We start from the raw sequence: 18465 nt of genomic DNA on the forward strand, positions 1-18465 counted from the left end.
CGACGGAGAAGCCAGCGCGCCGCGAGGCGGAACGACGAACGGCCGGACGCGCCCCCTGCGGGGGCGGCATCCGGCCGTCCAAGCGACGCGCGTCAGTCGCGCTCGTCGTCCTCGTCTTCATCGTCCTCGTCGAACTCCCGCGGCTTGACGTACGGGTCGGCTTCGCCGGCGTACGACGCGCTCGCGGCGAGACCGGCGACCGACTCGTCGCGCTCGCGCGCTTCGCGCAGGAGCGCCGAGATGTGGTCGGCGTTCTCCGGGATGGCGTCGAGGATGAACTCCAGCGTCGGCGTCAGCCGCGTGTTGAGGTTCTTGCCCACTTCGCTGCGCAGCATCCCCGTGGCCGACTTCAGCGCCGCGGCCGTGTCGGCCCGGTGTGCTTCGTCACCCATCACGGTGTAGAACACCGAGGCATGCTGCAGGTCGCCGGTCACCCGCACATCGGTGATCGTCACGAATCCGAGCCGCGGGTCGCGCAGCCCCTTCTCGAGGCGCTCCGCGAGGACCACCCGGATGCGGTCGGCCACGCGGGCCTGTCGCTCTCCTGCCACTTCCATTCCCATCTCTCACTAAGCGAGGCGTCATATGCCCGATGCCGAAGCAGAGGCGAAGGACGGAGGTTTCGTGGGTCTGCCGGAGCATCGGGGTAGGGGCCCTGCTCTGCTCCGGCGGACCCACGAAACCGGAGGCCGTAGCCGGGAGCTACGACCTCCGGTGTGTGATCAGCCTCGCGGCTTCTCGACCATTTCGGTGGTCTCGATCTCGTCACCGATCTGGATGTCGTTGTACTTGCCGAGTCCGATACCGGCCTCGAAGTCCGTGCGGACCTCGGTGACGTCGTCCTTGAACCGGCGCAGCGACTCGATCTGCAGGCCGTCGGCCAGCACGACGCCGTCGCGGATGACGCGCGCCTTGGCGTTGCGCGTGATCGTGCCCGAGCGGACGATGACACCGGCGATGTTGCCGAACTTCGAGGAGCGGAACACCTCGCGGATCTCGGCGACACCCGACTGCACCTCTTCGAACTCCGGCTTGAGCAGGCCCTTGAGCGACTGCTCGACGTCGTCGATCGCGTTGTAGATGACCGAGTAGAACCGGACGTCCACACCCTCGCGGGCGGCGCGCTCGCGGGCCTTCGTGTCGGGACGGACGTTGAAGCCGATCACGATCGCGTTGTCGATCGTGGCCAGGTTGATGTCCGACTCGGTGATCGCACCCACGCCACGGTGGATGATGCGCAGCTGGACGCTGTCGTCGACCTCGATCTTGAGCAGCGATTCCTCGAGCGCCTCGACGGCACCCGACACGTCACCCTTGATGATGAGGTTGAGCGACTCGACCTTGCCCTCTTCGAGAGCGCGGGTGAAGTCCTCGAGCGAGATGCGCTTGCGGGCCTTGGCCAGCTGGGCGTTGCGCTCGGCGGCTTCGCGCTTCTCGGCGATCTGGCGCGCGGTGCGGTCTTCCTCGGTGACGATGAAGACGTCGCCGGCGCGCGGGACCGAGTTGAGTCCCTGCACCTGGACGGGACGCGAGGGGTAGGCCTCGTCGACCGCGTCGCCGTTCTCGTCGATCATGGCGCGGACGCGGCCGTAGGCCGTACCGGCGACGATCGCGTCGCCGACGCGCAGCGTTCCGGACTGGATGAGCACCGTCGCCACCGAACCGCGGCCCTTGTCGAGCTTCGCTTCGATCGCGACACCGCGTGCCGCCTTGTTCGGGTTGGCCGTCAGGTCGAGACCGGCGTCGGCGGTCAGCAGCACGGCGTCCAGGAGTTCCTGGATGTTCGTGCCCTGGCGGGCCGAGACGTCGACGAACATGACGTCGCCGCCGTACTCCTCGGCGACCAGACCGTACTCGGTGAGCTGCTGGCGCACCTTGGCGGGGTTGGCATCCGGCTTGTCGACCTTGTTGACCGCGACCACGATCGGCACGTTCGCCGCCTGGGCGTGGTTCAGCGCCTCGACCGTCTGCGGCATGATGCCGTCGTCGGCCGCGACCACGAGGATCGCGATGTCGGTCACCTGCGCACCGCGGGCACGCATGGCGGTGAACGCCTCGTGACCCGGGGTGTCGATGAAGGTGATGGCGCGCTCGATGCCCTCGTGCTCGGTCCAGACCTGGTACGCACCGATGTGCTGCGTGATGCCGCCGGCCTCGCCCGCCACGACGTTCGTCTGGCGGATGGCGTCGAGCAGTCGGGTCTTACCGTGGTCGACGTGGCCCATGACGGTGACCACGGGAGGACGGATCTCGAGGTCGTCCTCGCTCTCGGCCTCCAGCTCGGCATCGAGGTCGAGACCGAAGCCCTCGAGGAGCTCTTTGTCCTCGTCCTCGGGCGAGACCATCTGGATCTTGTAGCCCAGCTCGGCGCCGAGCACCTCGAACGTGGCCTCGTCCAGCGACTCGGTCGCGGTGGCCATCTCGCCCAGGTTGAACAGGATGGTCACGAGCGTGCCGGGCTGCACGGTGTAGCCGCGCAGGGCCTCGAGCTTGTCCGCGAAGTCGGCGATCGAGGCGCCGCGACGCAGGCGGATGATCTCGCCGTTGCCCTTCGAGACGTTGACGCCGCCGACGACCGGCGCCGACCGCATCTCGAATTCCTGCCGCTTCGCCCGACGCGACTTGCGCTGCTTGGACTTGCCGCCACCCTTACCGAAGGCACCCGCGGTACCACCGCCGGGGCCGCGTCCGCGGCCACCGCCGCCACCGGGACGACCGGCGAACCCGCCGCCACCGGGAGCACCCGGGGCGCCACCGGGGCGCTGGAAGCCGCCACCGGCACCGCCGGGACGACCGGGACCGCCGGGACGCTGCTGGAACGGCGCGCCGGGACGACCGCCGCCACCGGGACGACCGGCACCACCGGGACGCGGGGCGCCGGGACGCGGAGCACCCGGGCGCGGGGCCTGGGGACGCGGGATGTTGCCGGGGGTCGGGCGCTGGCCCATGCCCTGCGCCGAAGCGAAGGGGTTGTTGCCCGGGCGCGGGCCGGCGGGACGCTGACCCATGCCCTGCGCCGAAGCGAAGGGGTTGTTGCCGGGGCGTGCGCCTCCCGGGCGCGGGGGCGCGCTGGGGCCGGGCTTGGGGCCGCCGGGCTTGGGCGCCTGCGAAGCCGGAGCCTGCGATGCGGGGGCCTGCGAACCGGGGTTCGGGGCCTGCGAAGCGGGAGCCGCCGGGGCGGACTCGGCGGGAGCGGGAGCGGATGCCGCGGGCGCCGGAGCCGCGGGCTCGGGTGCGCTCTTCGGCGCAGCCGGACGCGCCGGGCCGGGCGTGGGACCGGACGGTCGCGCACCGGGGGTCGCCGCGGGACGCGCGGGGCCGGGACGGGCGCCCGGGCGGGACGCTGCCGCGGCGGGCTTGGCATCCGAGGATCCCGACGACCCCTCGGCCGCGAGGGCGGCGCGGAGCTTACGGGCCACCGGGGGTTCGATGGTGGACGAAGGGCTCTTGACGAATTCGCCGAGCTCCTTCAGCTTCGCGAGCGCGACTTTACTGTCGACGCCGAGCTCGGAAGCGATCTCGTGCACGCGTGGTTTTGCCACAATTCTCCTGTCTGAGGGCCTCCCCCGGACAGGGCAGACCGCTAGTTGCGGACGGGTCTCATTTCGAGCCGTTCACTTCGTGTCCATAGCCGTTCAGCCTTTTCGCTGGTGGTGTGATTCGAAGGTCTGCGTGTCAAGCGGGCCTGACACACGCAATGCTCGTACGAAGGCGCGGCGCGCGAGAGCTTTCCCGACGCACGCGTCCGTCTCGTGCACCCACGCGCCCCGTCCCGGCAGGACCGCCCGCTCGTCTCTGACGAGGACCGACCCGTCCGCGACCACACGCAGAAGCGATGATCGGGGGGCACGTGCGCGGCATCCGACGCACGTTCGTACAGGTTCCATCGTACACCTCGCCGTCGTCCGGACGACGGACGCTCAGTTGTCTTCGAGGATGCTGTCCGGCTGGATGTCGATCTTCGCGCCGGTCAGCTTGGCGGCGAGTCGGGCGTTCTGCCCCTCCTTGCCGATGGCCAGAGACAGCTGGTAGTCGGGCACCAGCGCGCGGACGGCCTTGGTCGTGGCATCCAGGACGAAGCTGGACGTGACCTTCGCGGGCGACAGGGCGTTGGCGACGAACTTGGGCAGCTCGGCGTCGTAGTCGATGATGTCGATCTTCTCGCCGGCCAGCTCCTCGGTCACGGCGCGCACGCGGCGGCCGAGTTCGCCGATGCAGGCGCCCTTGGCGTTGACGGTCGGGTCGTTGGCCTTGACCGCGATCTTCGTTCGGTGGCCGGCCTCGCGGGCGAGCGAGACGATCTCGACCAGGCCGCCGGCGATCTCGGGGACCTCGAGGGCGAAGAGCTTGCGGACGAGCCCGGGGTGGGTGCGCGAGACGGTGATCTGCGGGCCCTTGGTGCCCTTCGACACGCTGGTCACGTACACGCGAAGCCGCGAACCGTGCGCGTAGGTCTCGCCGGGCACCTGCTCCTCGGGCGGCAGGATCGCCTCGACCGTGCCGAGGTCGACGTGCACCATGCGCGGGTTCGGACCCTGCTGCACGACGCCGGCGACGATGTCGCCTTCCTTGCCCTTGAACTCCCCCAGCACGGCGTCGTCGGCGATGTCGCGCAGACGCTGGCTGATGACCTGCTTCGCGGCGAACGCGGCGATGCGACCGAAGTCGTCGGGGGCCTGCTCCTCCTCGCCGATCACCGCACCCTCCTCGTCGAGGACGGGGGTGTAGATGCCGACGTGGCCGCTCTTGCGGTCGAGCTCCGCCCGCGCCCCGGCGGGGATCTCGCCGCTGGGCGAGATGTGCTTGGCGTAGGCGGTGAGGATCGCCTGTTCGATGATGCGCGCGAGTTCGTCGAAGGGGATCTCCTTCTCGCGTTCGATCGTCTTCAGAAGTGCGAGATCGATGTCCACAAGACCCTCCGTATTCAGCTCTCGTCGGCACGAACGGCGCCGACAACCCTCCTACGATACCCGGATGCCGGCTCCCCCGCGACCTGGCCCGGCCATGCGCTCCAGCGGGTTCGCCGCCAGCTTGTCGAGCACTCCCCCGTCGACCAGGCGTCGCGCCGCGGTGTCGGGCTTGCGCCGCGCCTGATCGACGACGCACGCGCCGAACTCGGCTGCGAGCGCGCCGCGCGGATGCGCGGTGAGCACCTCGCGCACGAACTCCGGTGGCAGGGCGTCGGGCCGCGCCCCCGAGATGTCCAACGCTGTCGCGGTCTCGAGCAGATACCCCTCGGCATCCATCTCGGGGTCCACGCTCGGCCAGTTGTGCCGCACGATGACGTCGAGCACGCGCTCCCGTCGCGCACGCTCCCACCCGGCGCCGGCCGTGAGGGCGATGCCCACGTGGCCGCCGGCGTGCTCGTACGACAGGGTGTGGTTGTCGAACTCCGTCACGGTGCCGATGTCGTGCAGCACCGCCGAGACGTAGAGCAGTTCGTGATCGATGTCGGCGATGCCGTCGACGAGCGCGAACGCCTCGGCCCACAGCCACGACCGCAGCGCGTGCGCGGTGATCGCGGGTGACTGGTACTCCTCGGCGAGCGCGAGCGAGCCCCGCGCGGCGAGGGTGTCGGGCACGGGGATGTCGGTGATCTGCACGGGGCCTCCTGGGCTGGGGTTCCCACTCTTGCGCGCGCGGCCGCCGCGCGCCCGCGCCGGACGGTCACCTTCCACAGCCTTCCCGCCAACCGCGTACACAACGAAGGAGATCCGCTGCGCGACGGCCGCGAACGCGCGACCGGACCGGGGCGAACGGCCGCAAATCCTGCGTTGTGTACTCGAAGCCCACCACAGAACGCCGGATGCCACGACCCGTGGGCCGTGGCATCCGGCGTGCTCAGTTGACCGGGGTGGCGTGCCAGATGCGGTCGAGGTAGTCGCGCATCGCCCGGTCGGAGGAGAAGAAGCCGCTGCGCGCGACGTTGAGGATCGCCGAGCGCACCCACGCGTCCTGGTCGGCATAGGCCAGGTCGACCCGCTCCTGCGCGTCGATGTAGGTGCCGAAGTCGGCGAGCGCCATGAACCGGTCGTCGTACAGGAGGTTGGAGATGAGCGGCTCGAAGACCGTCCGGTCACCGTCCGAGAACGTGCCCGCGGCGATCAGGTCGATCGCCCGGCGCAGGCGTTCGTCCGCCTGGTAGAAGTCGGCGGGACGGTATCCCTCGGCCCACAGCGCCTCCACCTCGGGCTCGCTCATGCCGAACAGGAAGAAGTTGTCGTCGCCGACGAGCTGGCGGATCTCGACGTTCGCGCCGTCGTCGGTACCGATGGTGAGGGCGCCGTTGAGCGCGAGCTTCATGTTGCCGGTGCCCGAGGCCTCCTTGCCGGCGAGGGAGATCTGCTCGGACAGGTCGGCCGCGGGGATGATGCTCTCGGCGAGGGTGACGTTGTAGTTCGCCGGGTACAGCACCTTCAGGCGACCCTCGACGCGCGGGTCGGCGTTGACGACCTCGCCCACGGCGTTGATGAGGTGGATGATGTGCTTGGCCATCGCGTATCCGGGGGCGGCCTTGGCGCCGAAGAGGAAGGTCCGCGGCTGCACGTCCTCCACGTTGACGCGCCCGGACACAATGCCGTCGTACGTGCTCACGATGTGCAGCACCTTGAGCGTCTGCCGCTTGTACTCGTGGAGGCGCTTGATCATGACGTCGAGCAGGTGTCCGTCGTCGAGGGAGGTGCCGTCGCGCGCGGCCAGCACACGACTCAGTCGGCGCTTGTTCGCGGCCTTGACCGCGGCGAAGCGCTCACGGAACTCGGGGTCGTCGGCGAACGCCTCGAGCCCGCGCAGGCGCTCGAGGTCGACCGTCCAGCCGGCGCCGAGCGTCTCGGTGATGAGGGCCGAGAGCTCGGGGTTCGCGAGCCGCAGGAACCGGCGCGGCGTGACTCCGTTGGTGACGTTCGTGAACTTCTCGGGCCACATCTTCGCGAAGTCCTTCAGGACGTTGTCGCGCAGCAGCTGCGAGTGCAGTTCGGCGACGCCGTTCACCTTGGAACCCGCGACCGTGGCGAGGTAGGCCATCCGCACCGAGCGGTAGGGGTGCTCGCCGATGATCGACATGTCGCGGATGAGCATCTCGTCGTCGCCGAAGCGGTCGCGCACCTCGAGCAGGAACTCGTCGTTGATGCGGTAGATGATCTCGAGGTGCCGCGGCAGCAGCCGTCCGAGCAGCTCGACCGACCACACCTCCAGCGCTTCGGGCAGCAGGGTGTGGCACGTGTACGCGAAGCATTTCTGCGTGATCGCCCACGCGGCATCCCACTCGAGGTGCTTCTCGTCGATGAGCACGCGCATGAGCTCGGGCACGCCGATGACGGGGTGGGTGTCGTTGAGCTGGAAGATGACGCGCTCGGGCAGCTTCGCCAGATCGAAGCCCTCCGGCAGCACGTTGTCGACGAAGTCGGCGATGGATGCCGCGACGAAGAAGTACTGCTGCTGGAGACGCAGCTCCTTGCCCTGCGGGGTGGAGTCCTCGGGGTAGAGGACCTTCGAGATGTTCTCGGCGAAGGTCTGCGCGCGCACCGACGCGACGTAGTCGCCCGAGTTGAACGTGTGCAGGTCGAACGCGTTCGTCGCCACCGCCCGCCACAGGCGCAGGGTGTTCACGCGGCCGTTGTGATAGCCGGGGACCATCATGTTGTAGGGCACGGCGAGGACGTTCCACTCGGGCACCCAGCGGGTGCGCTCGATGCCGTCGTCGTCGTAGGTCTCGGTGTGCCCCGCGAACGAGATGGTCTGCGCGGCCTCGGGGTGCGGGAAGTCCCACGGCGAGCCGAGCCGCAGCCACGCGTCCGGCTGCTCGACCTGCTGCCCGTCGGCGAAGGCCTGACGGAAGATCCCGTACTCGTAGCGGATGCCGTAGCCGATCGTGGGGATGCTCATCGTGGCCAGCGAGTCGATGAAGCACGCCGCCAGACGGCCGAGGCCGCCGTTGCCGAGCCCGGGCTCGATCTCCAGCGCACGGAGGTCGGCGATGTCGATGCCGCACTGCGCGAGCGCTTCGGTCGCGATGTCGGTCAGACGGGCCGCGAGGAGGTTGTTGTCGAGCTGGCGCCCCAGCAGATACTCGGCGGAGAGGTAGCACACCGTCTTGGACTGCTGCGTGCTCTGCTGCGCCTGGTCGTCGAGCCAGCGCGCCATGAGGTAGTCGCGGACCGTCCCCGCCAGCGCCAGATACCGGTCGTTGTCGTCGGATGTCGACAGGGCGACACCCTGGTCGAAGTTCAGGTTCTGCAGGAAGCGACGGACGAAGCCGTCGACCGACGCGGGTGGGGCCGCCACGGGCGCGAGCGCGAGCGGGTGGGTGGGGCGGAGCTCGGACGCGGGAGAAGTGATGTCGGGCACCCTCCGACCGTAATGAGAACCGGCCGCACTCGCCAAGAGGGATCGGCTCCGACACAGGATCTTCACCTCGTCGCCGCACAGCCGACGCATGCGCCGGTCAGCGCAGTCCGCACCCGTCGGTGACCTGCGATCGACGCTCGATCAGGTCTTTCGTCCAGTCGAACAGCACCGGCAGGAACCGGGACTTCGGCAGGATCGGGCGCAGGTGGTCGTACCCGGCGTAGGTCGCCCACCGCACCGGTTGGCCCTCGGCGCACAGCCGGTCGACGTAGTCCCGCTGGAGTCGGGGCGGGATGACCTCGTCGTCGGCGCCCCACGCGACGAGCATCGGCGTTCCGAGCGGCTGGGTGATGGTGTTCTCGGCGAGGCGTCGGCCCAGCGCCCCCTCGGTGAGGTCGGCGCTGTAGAGGGGCCGGTCCTCCGACACCCCCAGGGCCGCGAGGACAGACACCACGACGCCCGGTTCGCTCGGGCACCGCTGGGTCATCTCGAGCACGATCGAGCGGGAGCCCTCGGCGATGTAGTCGTCGAGCGCGACGTCCGGGTACGTGCGGGAGTACGGAACGAGCACCCACGACGTGATGACCGACAGCATCGCGTTCGGCGGTCCGGACAGCAGTTCCCGCGCCAGCGCGGGCGGATCGGCGACGGGCGCCACGACCGCGGTGCCGAGCACGTCGACCCCCGGGGCGTACTCGGGCGCGATCGCGGTGGTCCACAGCGCCGCGTGGCCGCCCTGCGAGTGGCCCCACACCACCGTGTCGGGCGACAGGGTCAGATCGGCGCGCAGCTCCCCCGCCGCCAGGACCGCGTCCAGCGACGACCGCGCCTCCCCCTCGCCGATCAGGTAGGGGTAGACCCCTGGCGCACCCTGCCCGGAGAAGTCGGATGCCACGACCACCCAGCCCGCCTTGAGCGCCTGCTCGAGCGCGGGAATCGACCACTTCGTCGCCGACGCGTCACGCAGGCTCGGCGCACAGCCCTGCGCGACCCCGGTCGTCCCGTGGTTCCAGACGATGACCGGGCGCGGGCCGGAGGGCGGGTCCTTCGGCACGATGACCAGCGCGCTCGACACGGCCGCCCGGCCCACGGCATCCCGGGTCGTATAGAGGATCCGCGTGACGTCGCCGTTCTCGGGCAGACGTCCGAGGTAGGCGTCGGAACGGATGAGTCGGCCGTGCCCGCTCGGCACCTGGGCGGGCGGGTCGTAGAACGCGTCGACCACCGGAGCGCCGTCGTCCAGCCAGTCGTTGAGCCACCAGCCGCCCGCCGCGGTCGCGACGAGGATCAGCGAGAGCGCGTAGTGTCCGGCGGCCGCCCACCCCGCGCGGACGCGTCGGCGCCGGACGGCGCGTTCGGCATCGAAGGGGGTCGAACGGGGACGGCGGATGCCGACGACCCCGCGCGCGAAGATCCCGACGCCGAACACGATGGTGCGCACACCGAAGACGACGGCCAGCACGAGCACCGTCACGTCGGGCCAGGTGAAGGAGAGCAGTCCGAACGCGACCTGCGCGACCCCCCACGCCAGCGACAGCACGCGCGAGCTCGCCGTCCCACGGGAGACGGCGCGTCCGATCGAGGCCAGGCCGCCGATGACGAGGAGGACCGCGAGCACCGGCGGGAGCAGCTCGAGGCTGCGTCCCAACCACACCAGCACCGCGACGCCCGCCAGGATCCACGCGGCCGACACCGCCCGCGCCCACCAGCCGGCCGGCCGGCCGACGAGTTCGAGCACCCCCATCACCACCGCGCTCGCCCCGACGTAGACGCCCAGGAGCACCAACGAGGTGAGCGGACGCGACACGATCAGCGCCCCGAGCACCACGACGACCGCCCCGACCACCAGCAGCACCCTCGGCGGGGCGTCGCGCACGAGGGCGGGAAGAGCGTTCCACCGGCGCGGCAGCGAACGGCGGGTCACGGGCATCAGGCCATGATAGGCAGGGCGATGCCGCCCGGCTCTCTCAGTCGAGGTCGGGGTCGCGTCCCGTCCGCTCGCCGGTCTCGAGCGCGGCGATCTGCGCGTGGTCCTGGTCGTCGAGGGCGAAGTCGAACACGTCGCCGTTCTCGCGCAGGCGATCGAGCGAGACGGACTTCGGGAAGACGACGAGGCCACGATCGAGGTGCCACCGGATGACGACCTGGGCCGGTGTCTTGCCGTACCGTGCGGCGATGTCGGCGAGGACGGGTTCGTCGAGCAGCCCGCCGCGGGCCAGCGGCGCCCACGACTCGGTGACGATCCCGTGCGCGGTGTTCCAGTCCACGAGCTCGCGCTGAGGCAACCGCGGGTGCAGCTCGACCTGATCGATGACCGGCAGTACGCCGGTTTCGTCGCGCAGCCGTTCGATGTGCGTCGCCGAGAAGTTGCTCACGCCGATCGAGGTCGCGCGCCCCTCCTCCCGGAGCCGCACGAGGGCGCGCCACGTGTCGACGTAGCGATCGGCACTCGGGATCGGCCAGTGGATGAGGTAGAGGTCGACGCGGTCGAGACCGAGCCGGTCCAGGCTCGCGTCGAACGCCCGCAGGGTCGCGTCGAAACCCTGATCGTCGTTCCAGACCTTGGTGGTGACGAAGACGTCCTCGCGCGCGAGTCCGGAGGCCCGCACGCCCTCGCCGACCTCCCTCTCGTTGCTGTAGAGCGCCGCGGTGTCGATGTGGCGGTAGCCCGCGGCGAGCGCCCCGGCGACGAGATCGGCCGTCACTTCGGACGGGACCTTGTACGTGCCGACGCCGAGCTGCGGGATGGAGGAACCGTCGGACAGGGGCACGCGGGGCGCTGCGATCATGGCATCCACGCTATCCGCCGTCGGCACGCGCCGGGTCGCGGTCTCAGCCCTGCAGGCGCGCGAGCGCCTCGGCCACCGGCAGCGTGTCGCGCTCCCCCGTCCGGCGATCCCACAGCTCGACCTCGCGGTCGGCCGCACCACGGCCGACGATGAGGATGCGCGGGATGCCGACCAGTTCGGCGTCGCCGAACTTCACGCCCGGCGAGACCTTGGGGCGGTCGTCGTACAGGACGTCGAGACCGGCGGCTTCGAGCTGCTCCGACACCGACGCGGCGAGGTCGAACGCGACCGCATCGCGGCCGGTCGCGACGACGTGCACGTCGAACGGGGCGACCGAGGCGGGCCAGATCAGGCCCCTCTCGTCGTTGTTGAGCTCGGCGATGATCGCGAGGATGCGCGTCACGCCGATGCCGTACGAGCCCATCGTGACGGTGGCGAGCTTGCCGTTCTCGTCGAGCACCTTGAGGCCGAGGGCCTCGGCGTACTTGCGGCCGAGCTGGAACACGTGTCCGATCTCCATGCCGCGCGCGAGCTCCACCGGGCCGGAGCCGTCGGGGGCAGGGTCGCCGGGGCGGACGGTCGCGGCCTCGACGAAGCCGTCGCCCGCGAAGTCGCGGCCCGCGACGAGCGAGTGCACGTGCTTCTGGTCGATGTTGGCACCGGTGATCCAGGCGGTCCCGTCGACCACGCGCGGGTCGAGCAGGTACCGGATGCCGGTCGCCGACTCCTCGCCGAGGACCGGGCCCGTGGGCGACCAGGGTCCGATGTACCCCTTCACCAGGAGCGGGTGCTTCGCGAAGTCCGCCTCGGTGGCGGCCTCGACCTCGGCCGGGGCGAAGGCCACCTCGACGCGCTTGTCGTCGACATCGCGGTCGCCGGGGATGCCGACGACGACGATCTCGCGCGTGCCGTCGAGGTGCGTGAGCGCGAGCACGACGTTCTTCAGCGTGTGCGCGGCCGTCCATTCCGCGGCGTCCGCCGTCGCGGGGCCGGCGATGCCGGGCGCGGGGACGTCCAGGTGCGCGTTGGCGTGGTCGACGAGGGTTGCGATCGTGGGGGTGTTCGGCGAATCGAAGATGACCGGCGCGGGCTGCCCCTCGATGGGGAGCGCCTCGGGCACCTCGGTGGTGAACGCCTCGACGTTCGCGGCGTATCCGCCCGCGGAGCGCACGAACGTGTCCTCGCCGATGGGCGTCGGGTGCAGGAACTCCTCCGACTTCGACCCGCCCATCGCGCCGGCGTCCGCCGCGACGATGACGTACTCGAGCCCGAGGCGCTGGAAGATGCGCTCGTACGCGTCGCGCTGCGCCTGGTACGAGGCATCCAGTCCCGCATCCGTCGCGTCGAACGAGTACGCGTCCTTCATCGTGAACTCGCGGCCGCGCAGGAGCCCGGCGCGGGGCCGTGCCTCGTCGCGGTACTTGTCCTGGATCTGGTAGATCGTCAGCGGCAGGTCCTTGTACGACGAATACAGGTCCTTCACCAGCAGCGTGAACATCTCCTCGTGCGTCGGGGCGAGGAGGTAGTCGGCGCCCTTGCGGTCCTGCAGGCGGAACAGCGCGTCGCCGTACTCCTCCCAGCGGCCGGTGACCTCGTACGGCTCACGGGGCAGGAGGGCCGGGAAGTGCACCTCGAAGGCTCCGGCGTTCGCCATCTCCTCGCGGACGACCGTCTCGATCTTGGCCTTGACCCTCAGCCCCAGCGGGAGCCACGCGAAGACGCCCGGGGCGTTGCGACGGATGTAGCCGGCGCGCACGAGCAGGCGGTGGCTCGTGACCTCGGCATCCGAGGGATCTTCGCGAAGCGTGCGGAGGAAGTAGTTCGAGAGACGGGTGACCACGATCATCGAGTCTAGAGCGGTGGATGCCGGGGCTCAGCCGAGCGCGGCGATCACGGCCGCACCGACCTGCCTCATCTCCTCCTCGGTCATGCTCTGGGTTCCCACCGTGAGGGTGTTCGGTCCCGACTGGACCACCAGCAGCGATGCCGTGGAGGTGAAGCCCGGCAGGTACCACGCGGCATCCGCTCCCGACACCTCGACGCTCAGGCCCCCGTGCCGAGAGATCGCGTCGAGATCGGGGGACGAACCCGGGCCGAACATCATGTCGACCACCGTGGTCGTGCCCTCGGGTGCGGAGAGATTGTCCACGGCGCAGTACGCCGCCGCACCGCGTTCGCGGAGCACCTCCCAGTCGAACCCGCGCGGGTAGTAGTCGCCCCGATGGTCGACGATGTCTCCCCGCCCGCGGGCCGCGTCGATCGCGTCACGGATGTCGGCGCACTCCGGCACGGTCCAGGCGCCGGCCGGAAGCGACCGCGCCGTACCCGGGGAGCGAGCCGCGCGTTCCCCCACGGCGTCCGTGAGCGCCGCCAGCTGGGCATTGGTCGATCCCCAGACCATGACCGCCGCGTCGCCGAAGCGGTCGACGTACTGGCAGGAGAACCCGTCGATGGTGCAGTCCGGCATGATGCTCGCCTGCGATTCGACGGTCTCCGGACTCGGTGTCGGTGTGTTCGCGATCGGCGGCGCCGACAGGGTGGAGGTCGCCACCACCCCGCCCGCGATCGCGACGACGAGCACCGCCGCGATCGAGCCGGCGATCCATGCGTTCCGATGTGCCCCGACAGGAGCGATGTCGCGGGCCCCGCCCACGATCGGGGCGCGCATCGCCGCGCGCTCGTCGGGCGTCAGTTCGTCGTTCACGACAGTGCCCCTTCCCACGCGAGCTCATCGCGCAACTTCGCCTTCGCCCGCGAGAGACGAGATTTGACCGTTCCCGCGGGGATGCCGAGGGCCTGGGCGACCTCCCGCTCGGAGTCCCCTCCAGCACCGACAGCACCACCACCGACTGCTCCCGCTCCGGCAGACGCCGCAACGCCACCATCACGTCACTGTCTTCACGCCACCGGGACCGCCGCGGACTCCGCGACCGGCGCCCGGTCCAGCAACGCCCGGTACCGCCGCCCCGACCGCTCCAGATTCCGCGCGCAATGCGCCACGGTGTTCAACAACCACGGCAACGGCGACCCCTCCACCAGCCGCACCGACGCACGCTTGCGCCGCAGCTCGAAGAACGCCACCGTCACGGCATCCTTCGCATCCTCCCGGTGCGTCAACAGCCGCGAGGCGTCCCGGAAAACCCGCCCCTCGTACCGATCGAACAGCGCGGCGAGCGCGAGCTCATCCCCCTTGGCGCACCCGAGCCCACAGCCCGGCGCCGTCATCTTCCACACCCTGTAGTGTCCGCGACTCCCGGATCGGTTCCCGCACGCCGAGCCGATTCGATAACGAAACGACAACGCGCGCCGGCCGGACTCGCTGCGACCTAGGGTGAGCACATGCGTCCCCGCTGGATCGCGCTGTTGAGCGCGTCGACCGCCGTCCTCCTGGGCGTGCTGACGTGGGTCGCCATCGGCGCCGGGGTGGGCGCCGGAAACGCTCTCGCGGGGGCCGGGCGGGAGAGCATCGAGGCGTCCCCCGAGTTCACCACGACCGACGTCTTCACCGTCACGAGCGACGCCACCCTCACCCCCACGCCCGACGGGCGGTCGAGCCGGGTCTGGAGCGAGCTCCTCCGGGTGACGACCCCCGAGTTCGCGGCATCCATGATCACCGGGTACGAGACCGGAGACGACCCCGACAGCGACATGCTCGCGTACGTCGCGAGTGCCGACGACCCCACCAAGTGGGTGTTCGCCGCCAACCTCGCCTATGCCGACGATCGCGATCTGTTGATGACGACGCTCATCCACGAGTACGCGCACATGCTGAGCCTCGGGGCGGACGACACCGACCCCTCGGCCGTCGAGTGCGCGACCGAATGGGCCGGTGCCGGATGCCTGCTCCCCGGCTCGGACCTCCAGCGCTTCGCCGACCGATTCTGGGCCGGCTACGCGGACGCCCCCGCGCGCGACAACGTCGACGCCGACGTGGCGTGGGAGTTCTACCAGGCCCACGAGGACGACTTCGTCAGCGACTACGCGGCGACGAACGTGTCCGAGGACTTCGCCGAGACGTTCACGGCGTACGTGGTCGAACCCGACGTGGATGCCACCGACTCGGTCATCACGCGGAAGTTCGCGTTCTTCGACGCGGTGCCCGAGTACGCCGACGCGCGCGATCGTATCCGCGCCGAGTACGACCTGGTCTGGAGGAACGTACCGTGAGGGGGTGACGACCATCCTCCTCACGGGCTTCGAGCCCTTCGCCGGTGACGCGACCAACCCGTCGGGCGATGCCGTGCGCCTGATCGCCGAACGGTGGGCCGGTCCCGAGACGCTCGTCTCGGAGGTGCTGCCGGTCGAGTTCGCCGGGGCTTCGGCGCGTCTCGGCGCGCTGATCCACGAGCACTCCCCCGACGTCGTGGTGGCCGTCGGCCTCGCGGGCGGCCGAACGGGCCTCACGCCCGAGCGGGTCGCCATCAACCTCGCGGACGCACGGATCCCCGACAACGCCGGAGACCAGCCGCTCGACCGACCGAGCGTGGCGGGTGCACCCGCCGCGTACTTCGCCACGCTCCCCGTCAAGGCGATGACCGCCGCGATCGCCGCGGCGGGTGTTCCGGCATCCCTCTCCCACTCCGCCGGCACGTTCGTGTGCAACCACGTGATGTTCACGGCGCTGCACGAGACCGCCGCCACCCCGGGAATCCGCGCCGGGTTCCTCCACGTGCCCTACGCGAGCGAGAACGCCCCCGACGGCGCGAGCTCACTGCCGATCGGCGACATCGTGCGCGGGCTCGAGGCGGCCCTCCGGGCGGCGGTCGACTCTCCGGTGGACGCCGCGCTTCCGGGCGGCACACTCCACTGAGCGCGGCTCAGACGGCCCGTCGCCGTCCCGCGTGCAGCACCGTGCGCACCAGCAGCCCGGCCAGCAACGCCCAGAAGGCCGCGCTGACCCCGGCCACCGCGACGCCCGAGGCCGCGACGAGGAACGTCACCACGGCCGGCATCCGCTCGCCCGGGTCGTCGATCGCCTGCTGGATCGCCGAGCCGAACGCGGCGAAGAGCGCGACGCCCGCGACCGCGGGGATCACGCCCGCGGGGGCGAGCAGCACGAGCGCGGCGAAGGCCGATGAGAGAGCCGCGAGCACGAGGTAGGACCCGCCCGCGGAGATGCTCGCGAGCCAGCGGCGCCGCGGGTCGGGGTGCGAGTCGGGGCCGGCCGCGATCGCGGCGCTGATCGCGCCGAGGTTGATCGCGTGCGCCCCGGCGGTCGCTCCGAGTGCCGACCCGAGGCCCGTGACGATCATGGCCGGACGCCACGGCACCGTGTACCCGAGGCTCCGCATCACGGCGACTCCCGGAACGTTCTGCGACGCCATGGTCACCACGAACAGGGGCAGACCGATGCCGACCACGGAGCCGAGCGTCAGGGTGGGCGCGACGAACTCGACGCGGGGCACGAGAGTCGTGGCATCCACCCGCGCGCCCGATTGCACGATGCCCACCACGATCACGACCGTGGCGGCGACGAACGCCAGCGGCACGGCCCAGCGCGGCAGCAGCCGCGCGGCGACGAGCCAGACCACGAGCACGGGGGCCACGCCCCACGGATCCGAGAGCAGCCCGGTGAAGGGGGCCACGCACAGCGGCAGCAGCACGCCCGCGAGCATCGCCTGCGCGATCGACGGCGGGATGCGGGCGATGAGGGCGCCGAGCGGCGGGAAGAAGCCGGCGAGCAGGATCAGGGCCGCCGAGACGAGGAATCCACCGACGACGGCCGGCCACCCGCCGTCCACCGCACCGGTGGCCGCGAGAAGAGCGACCCCGGGGGTCGACCACGCGATCGTGATCGGCATCCGGTACCGCGCACCGACGAAGAGGCATCCGAGACCCACCATGACGCACAGGGCCAGGAGGCCGCTGGCGGCCTGGTCGGCCGTCGCGCCGACGCCGCGGAGGCCCGTCAGGACGACCGCGAACGTGCTGGTGAACCCGACGAGGGCCGTCACGACACCCGCGATGAGCGGGCGGGACGCGGGCGCGTCGGAAGCGAGGGAGGCGGTCATACGGCCTCCGACGCTACCGGGTTCCGCAGAACCCGCGTGCGGGCCACGGCCGCACGGGTGGACTCGTCAGGCCGTGATGACCTGTGCGGTGCCGGGGGCTGCGTCGGGGCCCATTTCGTCGGCGAGGCGGTTGGCCTCTTCGATGAGCGTCTGGACGATGTCGGCCTCGGGCACGGTCTTGATGACCTGGCCCTTGACGAAGATCTGCCCCTTGCCGTTGCCGGACGCGACGCCCAGGTCGGCCTCGCGGGCCTCGCCCGGACCGTTCACCACGCAGCCCATGACGGCGACGCGGAGCGGGACGGTCATGTCCTTGAGGCCCTCGGTGACGTTGTCGGCGAGGGAGTACACGTCGACCTGCGCGCGACCGCACGATGGGCACGAGACGATCTCGAGCTTGCGCTCGCGGAGGTTCAGCGACTGCAGGATCTGGTGACCCACCTTGACCTCTTCGGCCGGGGGCGCCGACAGCGAGACGCGGATGGTGTCGCCGATGCCCTCGGAGAGCAGGATGCCGAACGCCGTCGCGCTCTTGATGGTGCCCTGGAACGCCGGCCCCGCCTCGGTCACACCGAGGTGCAGGGGCCAGTCGCCCCGCTCGGCGAGCAGGCGGTACGCCTTCACCATCACGATGGGGTCGTTGTGCTTGACCGAGATCTTGAAGTCGTGGAAGTCGTGCTCCTCGAACAGCGACGCCTCCCACACCGCGCTCTCCACGAGCGCCTCGGGGGTGGCCTTGCCGTACTTCTCGAGCAGGCGGCGGTCGAGCGACCCGGCGTTCACGCCGATGCGCAGCGACACGCCGGCATCCTTGGCGGCCTTGGCGATCGCGCCGACCTGGTCGTCGAACTTGCGGATGTTCCCCGGGTTCACGCGCACCGCGCCGCACCCGGCGTCGATCGCCTGGAAGACGTACTTCGGCTGGAAGTGGATGTCGGCGATGACCGGGATCTGGCTCTTCTTCGCGATGATGTGCAGCACATCGGCGTCGTCCTGCGACGGCACCGCCACACGGACGATCTCGCAGCCGGATGCCGTCAACTCGGCGATCTGCTGCAGCGTGGCGTTGATGTTCGTGGTCGGCGTCGTCGTCATCGACTGGACGCTGACGGGAGCGTCACCGCCGACGAGGACCTTGCCGACCTTGATCTGACGGGTCTTGCGACGAGGCGCGAGGACCTCCGGCACGCGGGGCATCCCGATGTTCACTGCAGGCACGCCCACAGCCTACGCCGCCGCACCCGGGCGGGGGCTGAGGGCCGCTCTGTGATAAATTCGGCGCCATGCGCGCGTATACCGGCTGGTGGCCCACCGTCTAG

General features: G+C 70.6%; 15 protein-coding genes and 1 pseudogene. 2 read left to right on the forward strand and 14 right to left on the reverse strand.

Annotated elements, in window-relative coordinates:
• Positions 1-92: 92 nt before the first annotated feature.
• The 12 genes and pseudogenes from rbfA to CSIV_RS17825 all read right to left on the reverse strand — a co-directional run bounded on the left by rbfA (position 93) and on the right by CSIV_RS17825 (position 14360).
• A complete protein-coding gene (gene rbfA, locus CSIV_RS04505) occupies positions 93-551 on the reverse strand; it encodes a 30S ribosome-binding factor RbfA (RefSeq protein ID WP_077050225.1) in 459 nt (152 codons plus the stop codon).
• Between the two features lie 171 nt (positions 552-722).
• A complete protein-coding gene (infB, locus tag CSIV_RS04510) occupies positions 723-3542 on the reverse strand; it encodes a translation initiation factor IF-2 (protein WP_175627551.1) in 2820 nt (939 codons plus the stop codon).
• A 93-nt stretch (positions 3543-3635) separates the two neighbouring features.
• A complete protein-coding gene (locus tag CSIV_RS04515; RefSeq protein ID WP_077050227.1) occupies positions 3636-3887 on the reverse strand; it encodes a YlxR family protein in 252 nt (83 codons plus the stop codon).
• A gap of 33 nt (positions 3888-3920) precedes the next feature.
• The gene (gene nusA, locus CSIV_RS04520) at positions 3921-4910 is read right to left on the reverse strand and encodes a transcription termination factor NusA (RefSeq protein ID WP_076490889.1); all 990 of its coding nucleotides are present in this window, start codon (positions 4908-4910) and stop codon (positions 3921-3923) included.
• Between the two features lie 51 nt (positions 4911-4961).
• The gene (locus CSIV_RS04525) at positions 4962-5603 is read right to left on the reverse strand and encodes an HD domain-containing protein (protein WP_077050228.1); all 642 of its coding nucleotides are present in this window, start codon (positions 5601-5603) and stop codon (positions 4962-4964) included.
• 238 nt (positions 5604-5841) lie between these two features.
• On the reverse strand, positions 5842-8337 hold the full coding sequence (locus CSIV_RS04530) for a glycogen/starch/alpha-glucan phosphorylase (protein ID WP_077050616.1): 2496 nt from the start codon (positions 8335-8337) through the stop codon (positions 5842-5844).
• A 106-nt stretch (positions 8338-8443) separates the two neighbouring features.
• Positions 8444-10276 carry a lipase family protein gene (locus CSIV_RS04535; protein WP_077050229.1) on the reverse strand — a complete coding sequence of 611 codons (1833 nt, stop codon included), beginning with the start codon at positions 10274-10276 and terminating at the stop codon, positions 8444-8446.
• 37 nt (positions 10277-10313) lie between these two features.
• Complete coding sequence (locus CSIV_RS04540; protein WP_077050230.1) at positions 10314-11135, reverse strand: aldo/keto reductase; 822 nt, start codon at positions 11133-11135, stop codon at positions 10314-10316.
• Between the two features lie 43 nt (positions 11136-11178).
• Positions 11179-12975, reverse strand: coding sequence for a proline--tRNA ligase (locus CSIV_RS04545; protein WP_077050617.1), 1797 nt, complete (start codon positions 12973-12975; stop codon positions 11179-11181).
• A gap of 33 nt (positions 12976-13008) precedes the next feature.
• Positions 13009-13839, reverse strand: a complete 831-nt coding sequence (locus tag CSIV_RS17985; protein ID WP_077050231.1) for a hypothetical protein — start codon at positions 13837-13839, stop codon at positions 13009-13011.
• Positions 13836-13940: pseudogene (locus CSIV_RS18785) on the reverse strand (RNA polymerase sigma factor); the annotation flags it as partial. The gene CSIV_RS17985 and the pseudogene CSIV_RS18785, both read right to left, overlap by 4 nt.
• Before the next feature lie 93 nt (positions 13941-14033).
• Complete coding sequence (locus CSIV_RS17825; protein WP_083734987.1) at positions 14034-14360, reverse strand: RNA polymerase sigma factor; 327 nt, start codon at positions 14358-14360, stop codon at positions 14034-14036.
• Positions 14361-14474: 114 nt separating this feature from the next.
• Between CSIV_RS17825 and CSIV_RS04560 the strand changes: the two genes are divergently transcribed.
• Entirely contained in the window at positions 14475-15302 is an 828-nt protein-coding gene (locus tag CSIV_RS04560; protein WP_077050232.1) for a hypothetical protein, read from the forward strand.
• A gap of 4 nt (positions 15303-15306) precedes the next feature.
• Positions 15307-15945, forward strand: a complete 639-nt coding sequence (gene pcp / locus CSIV_RS04565; protein WP_238592332.1) for a pyroglutamyl-peptidase I — start codon at positions 15307-15309, stop codon at positions 15943-15945.
• A 7-nt stretch (positions 15946-15952) separates the two neighbouring features.
• On the opposite strand, the gene CSIV_RS04570 is transcribed toward pcp, so the two are convergent.
• Together CSIV_RS04570 and ispG are read right to left on the reverse strand one after the other, a co-directional pair.
• On the reverse strand, positions 15953-17146 hold the full coding sequence (locus tag CSIV_RS04570; RefSeq protein ID WP_077050233.1) for a benzoate/H(+) symporter BenE family transporter: 1194 nt from the start codon (positions 17144-17146) through the stop codon (positions 15953-15955).
• A gap of 66 nt (positions 17147-17212) precedes the next feature.
• Positions 17213-18364: a flavodoxin-dependent (E)-4-hydroxy-3-methylbut-2-enyl-diphosphate synthase gene (gene ispG / locus CSIV_RS04575; RefSeq protein ID WP_175627553.1), complete on the reverse strand. Its 1152-nt coding sequence runs from the start codon at positions 18362-18364 to the stop codon at positions 17213-17215.
• Positions 18365-18465: the final 101 nt, after the last annotated feature.

Source organism: Microbacterium sp. CSI-V (assembly GCF_001984105.1).
Taxonomy (GTDB): domain Bacteria; phylum Actinomycetota; class Actinomycetes; order Actinomycetales; family Microbacteriaceae; genus Microbacterium.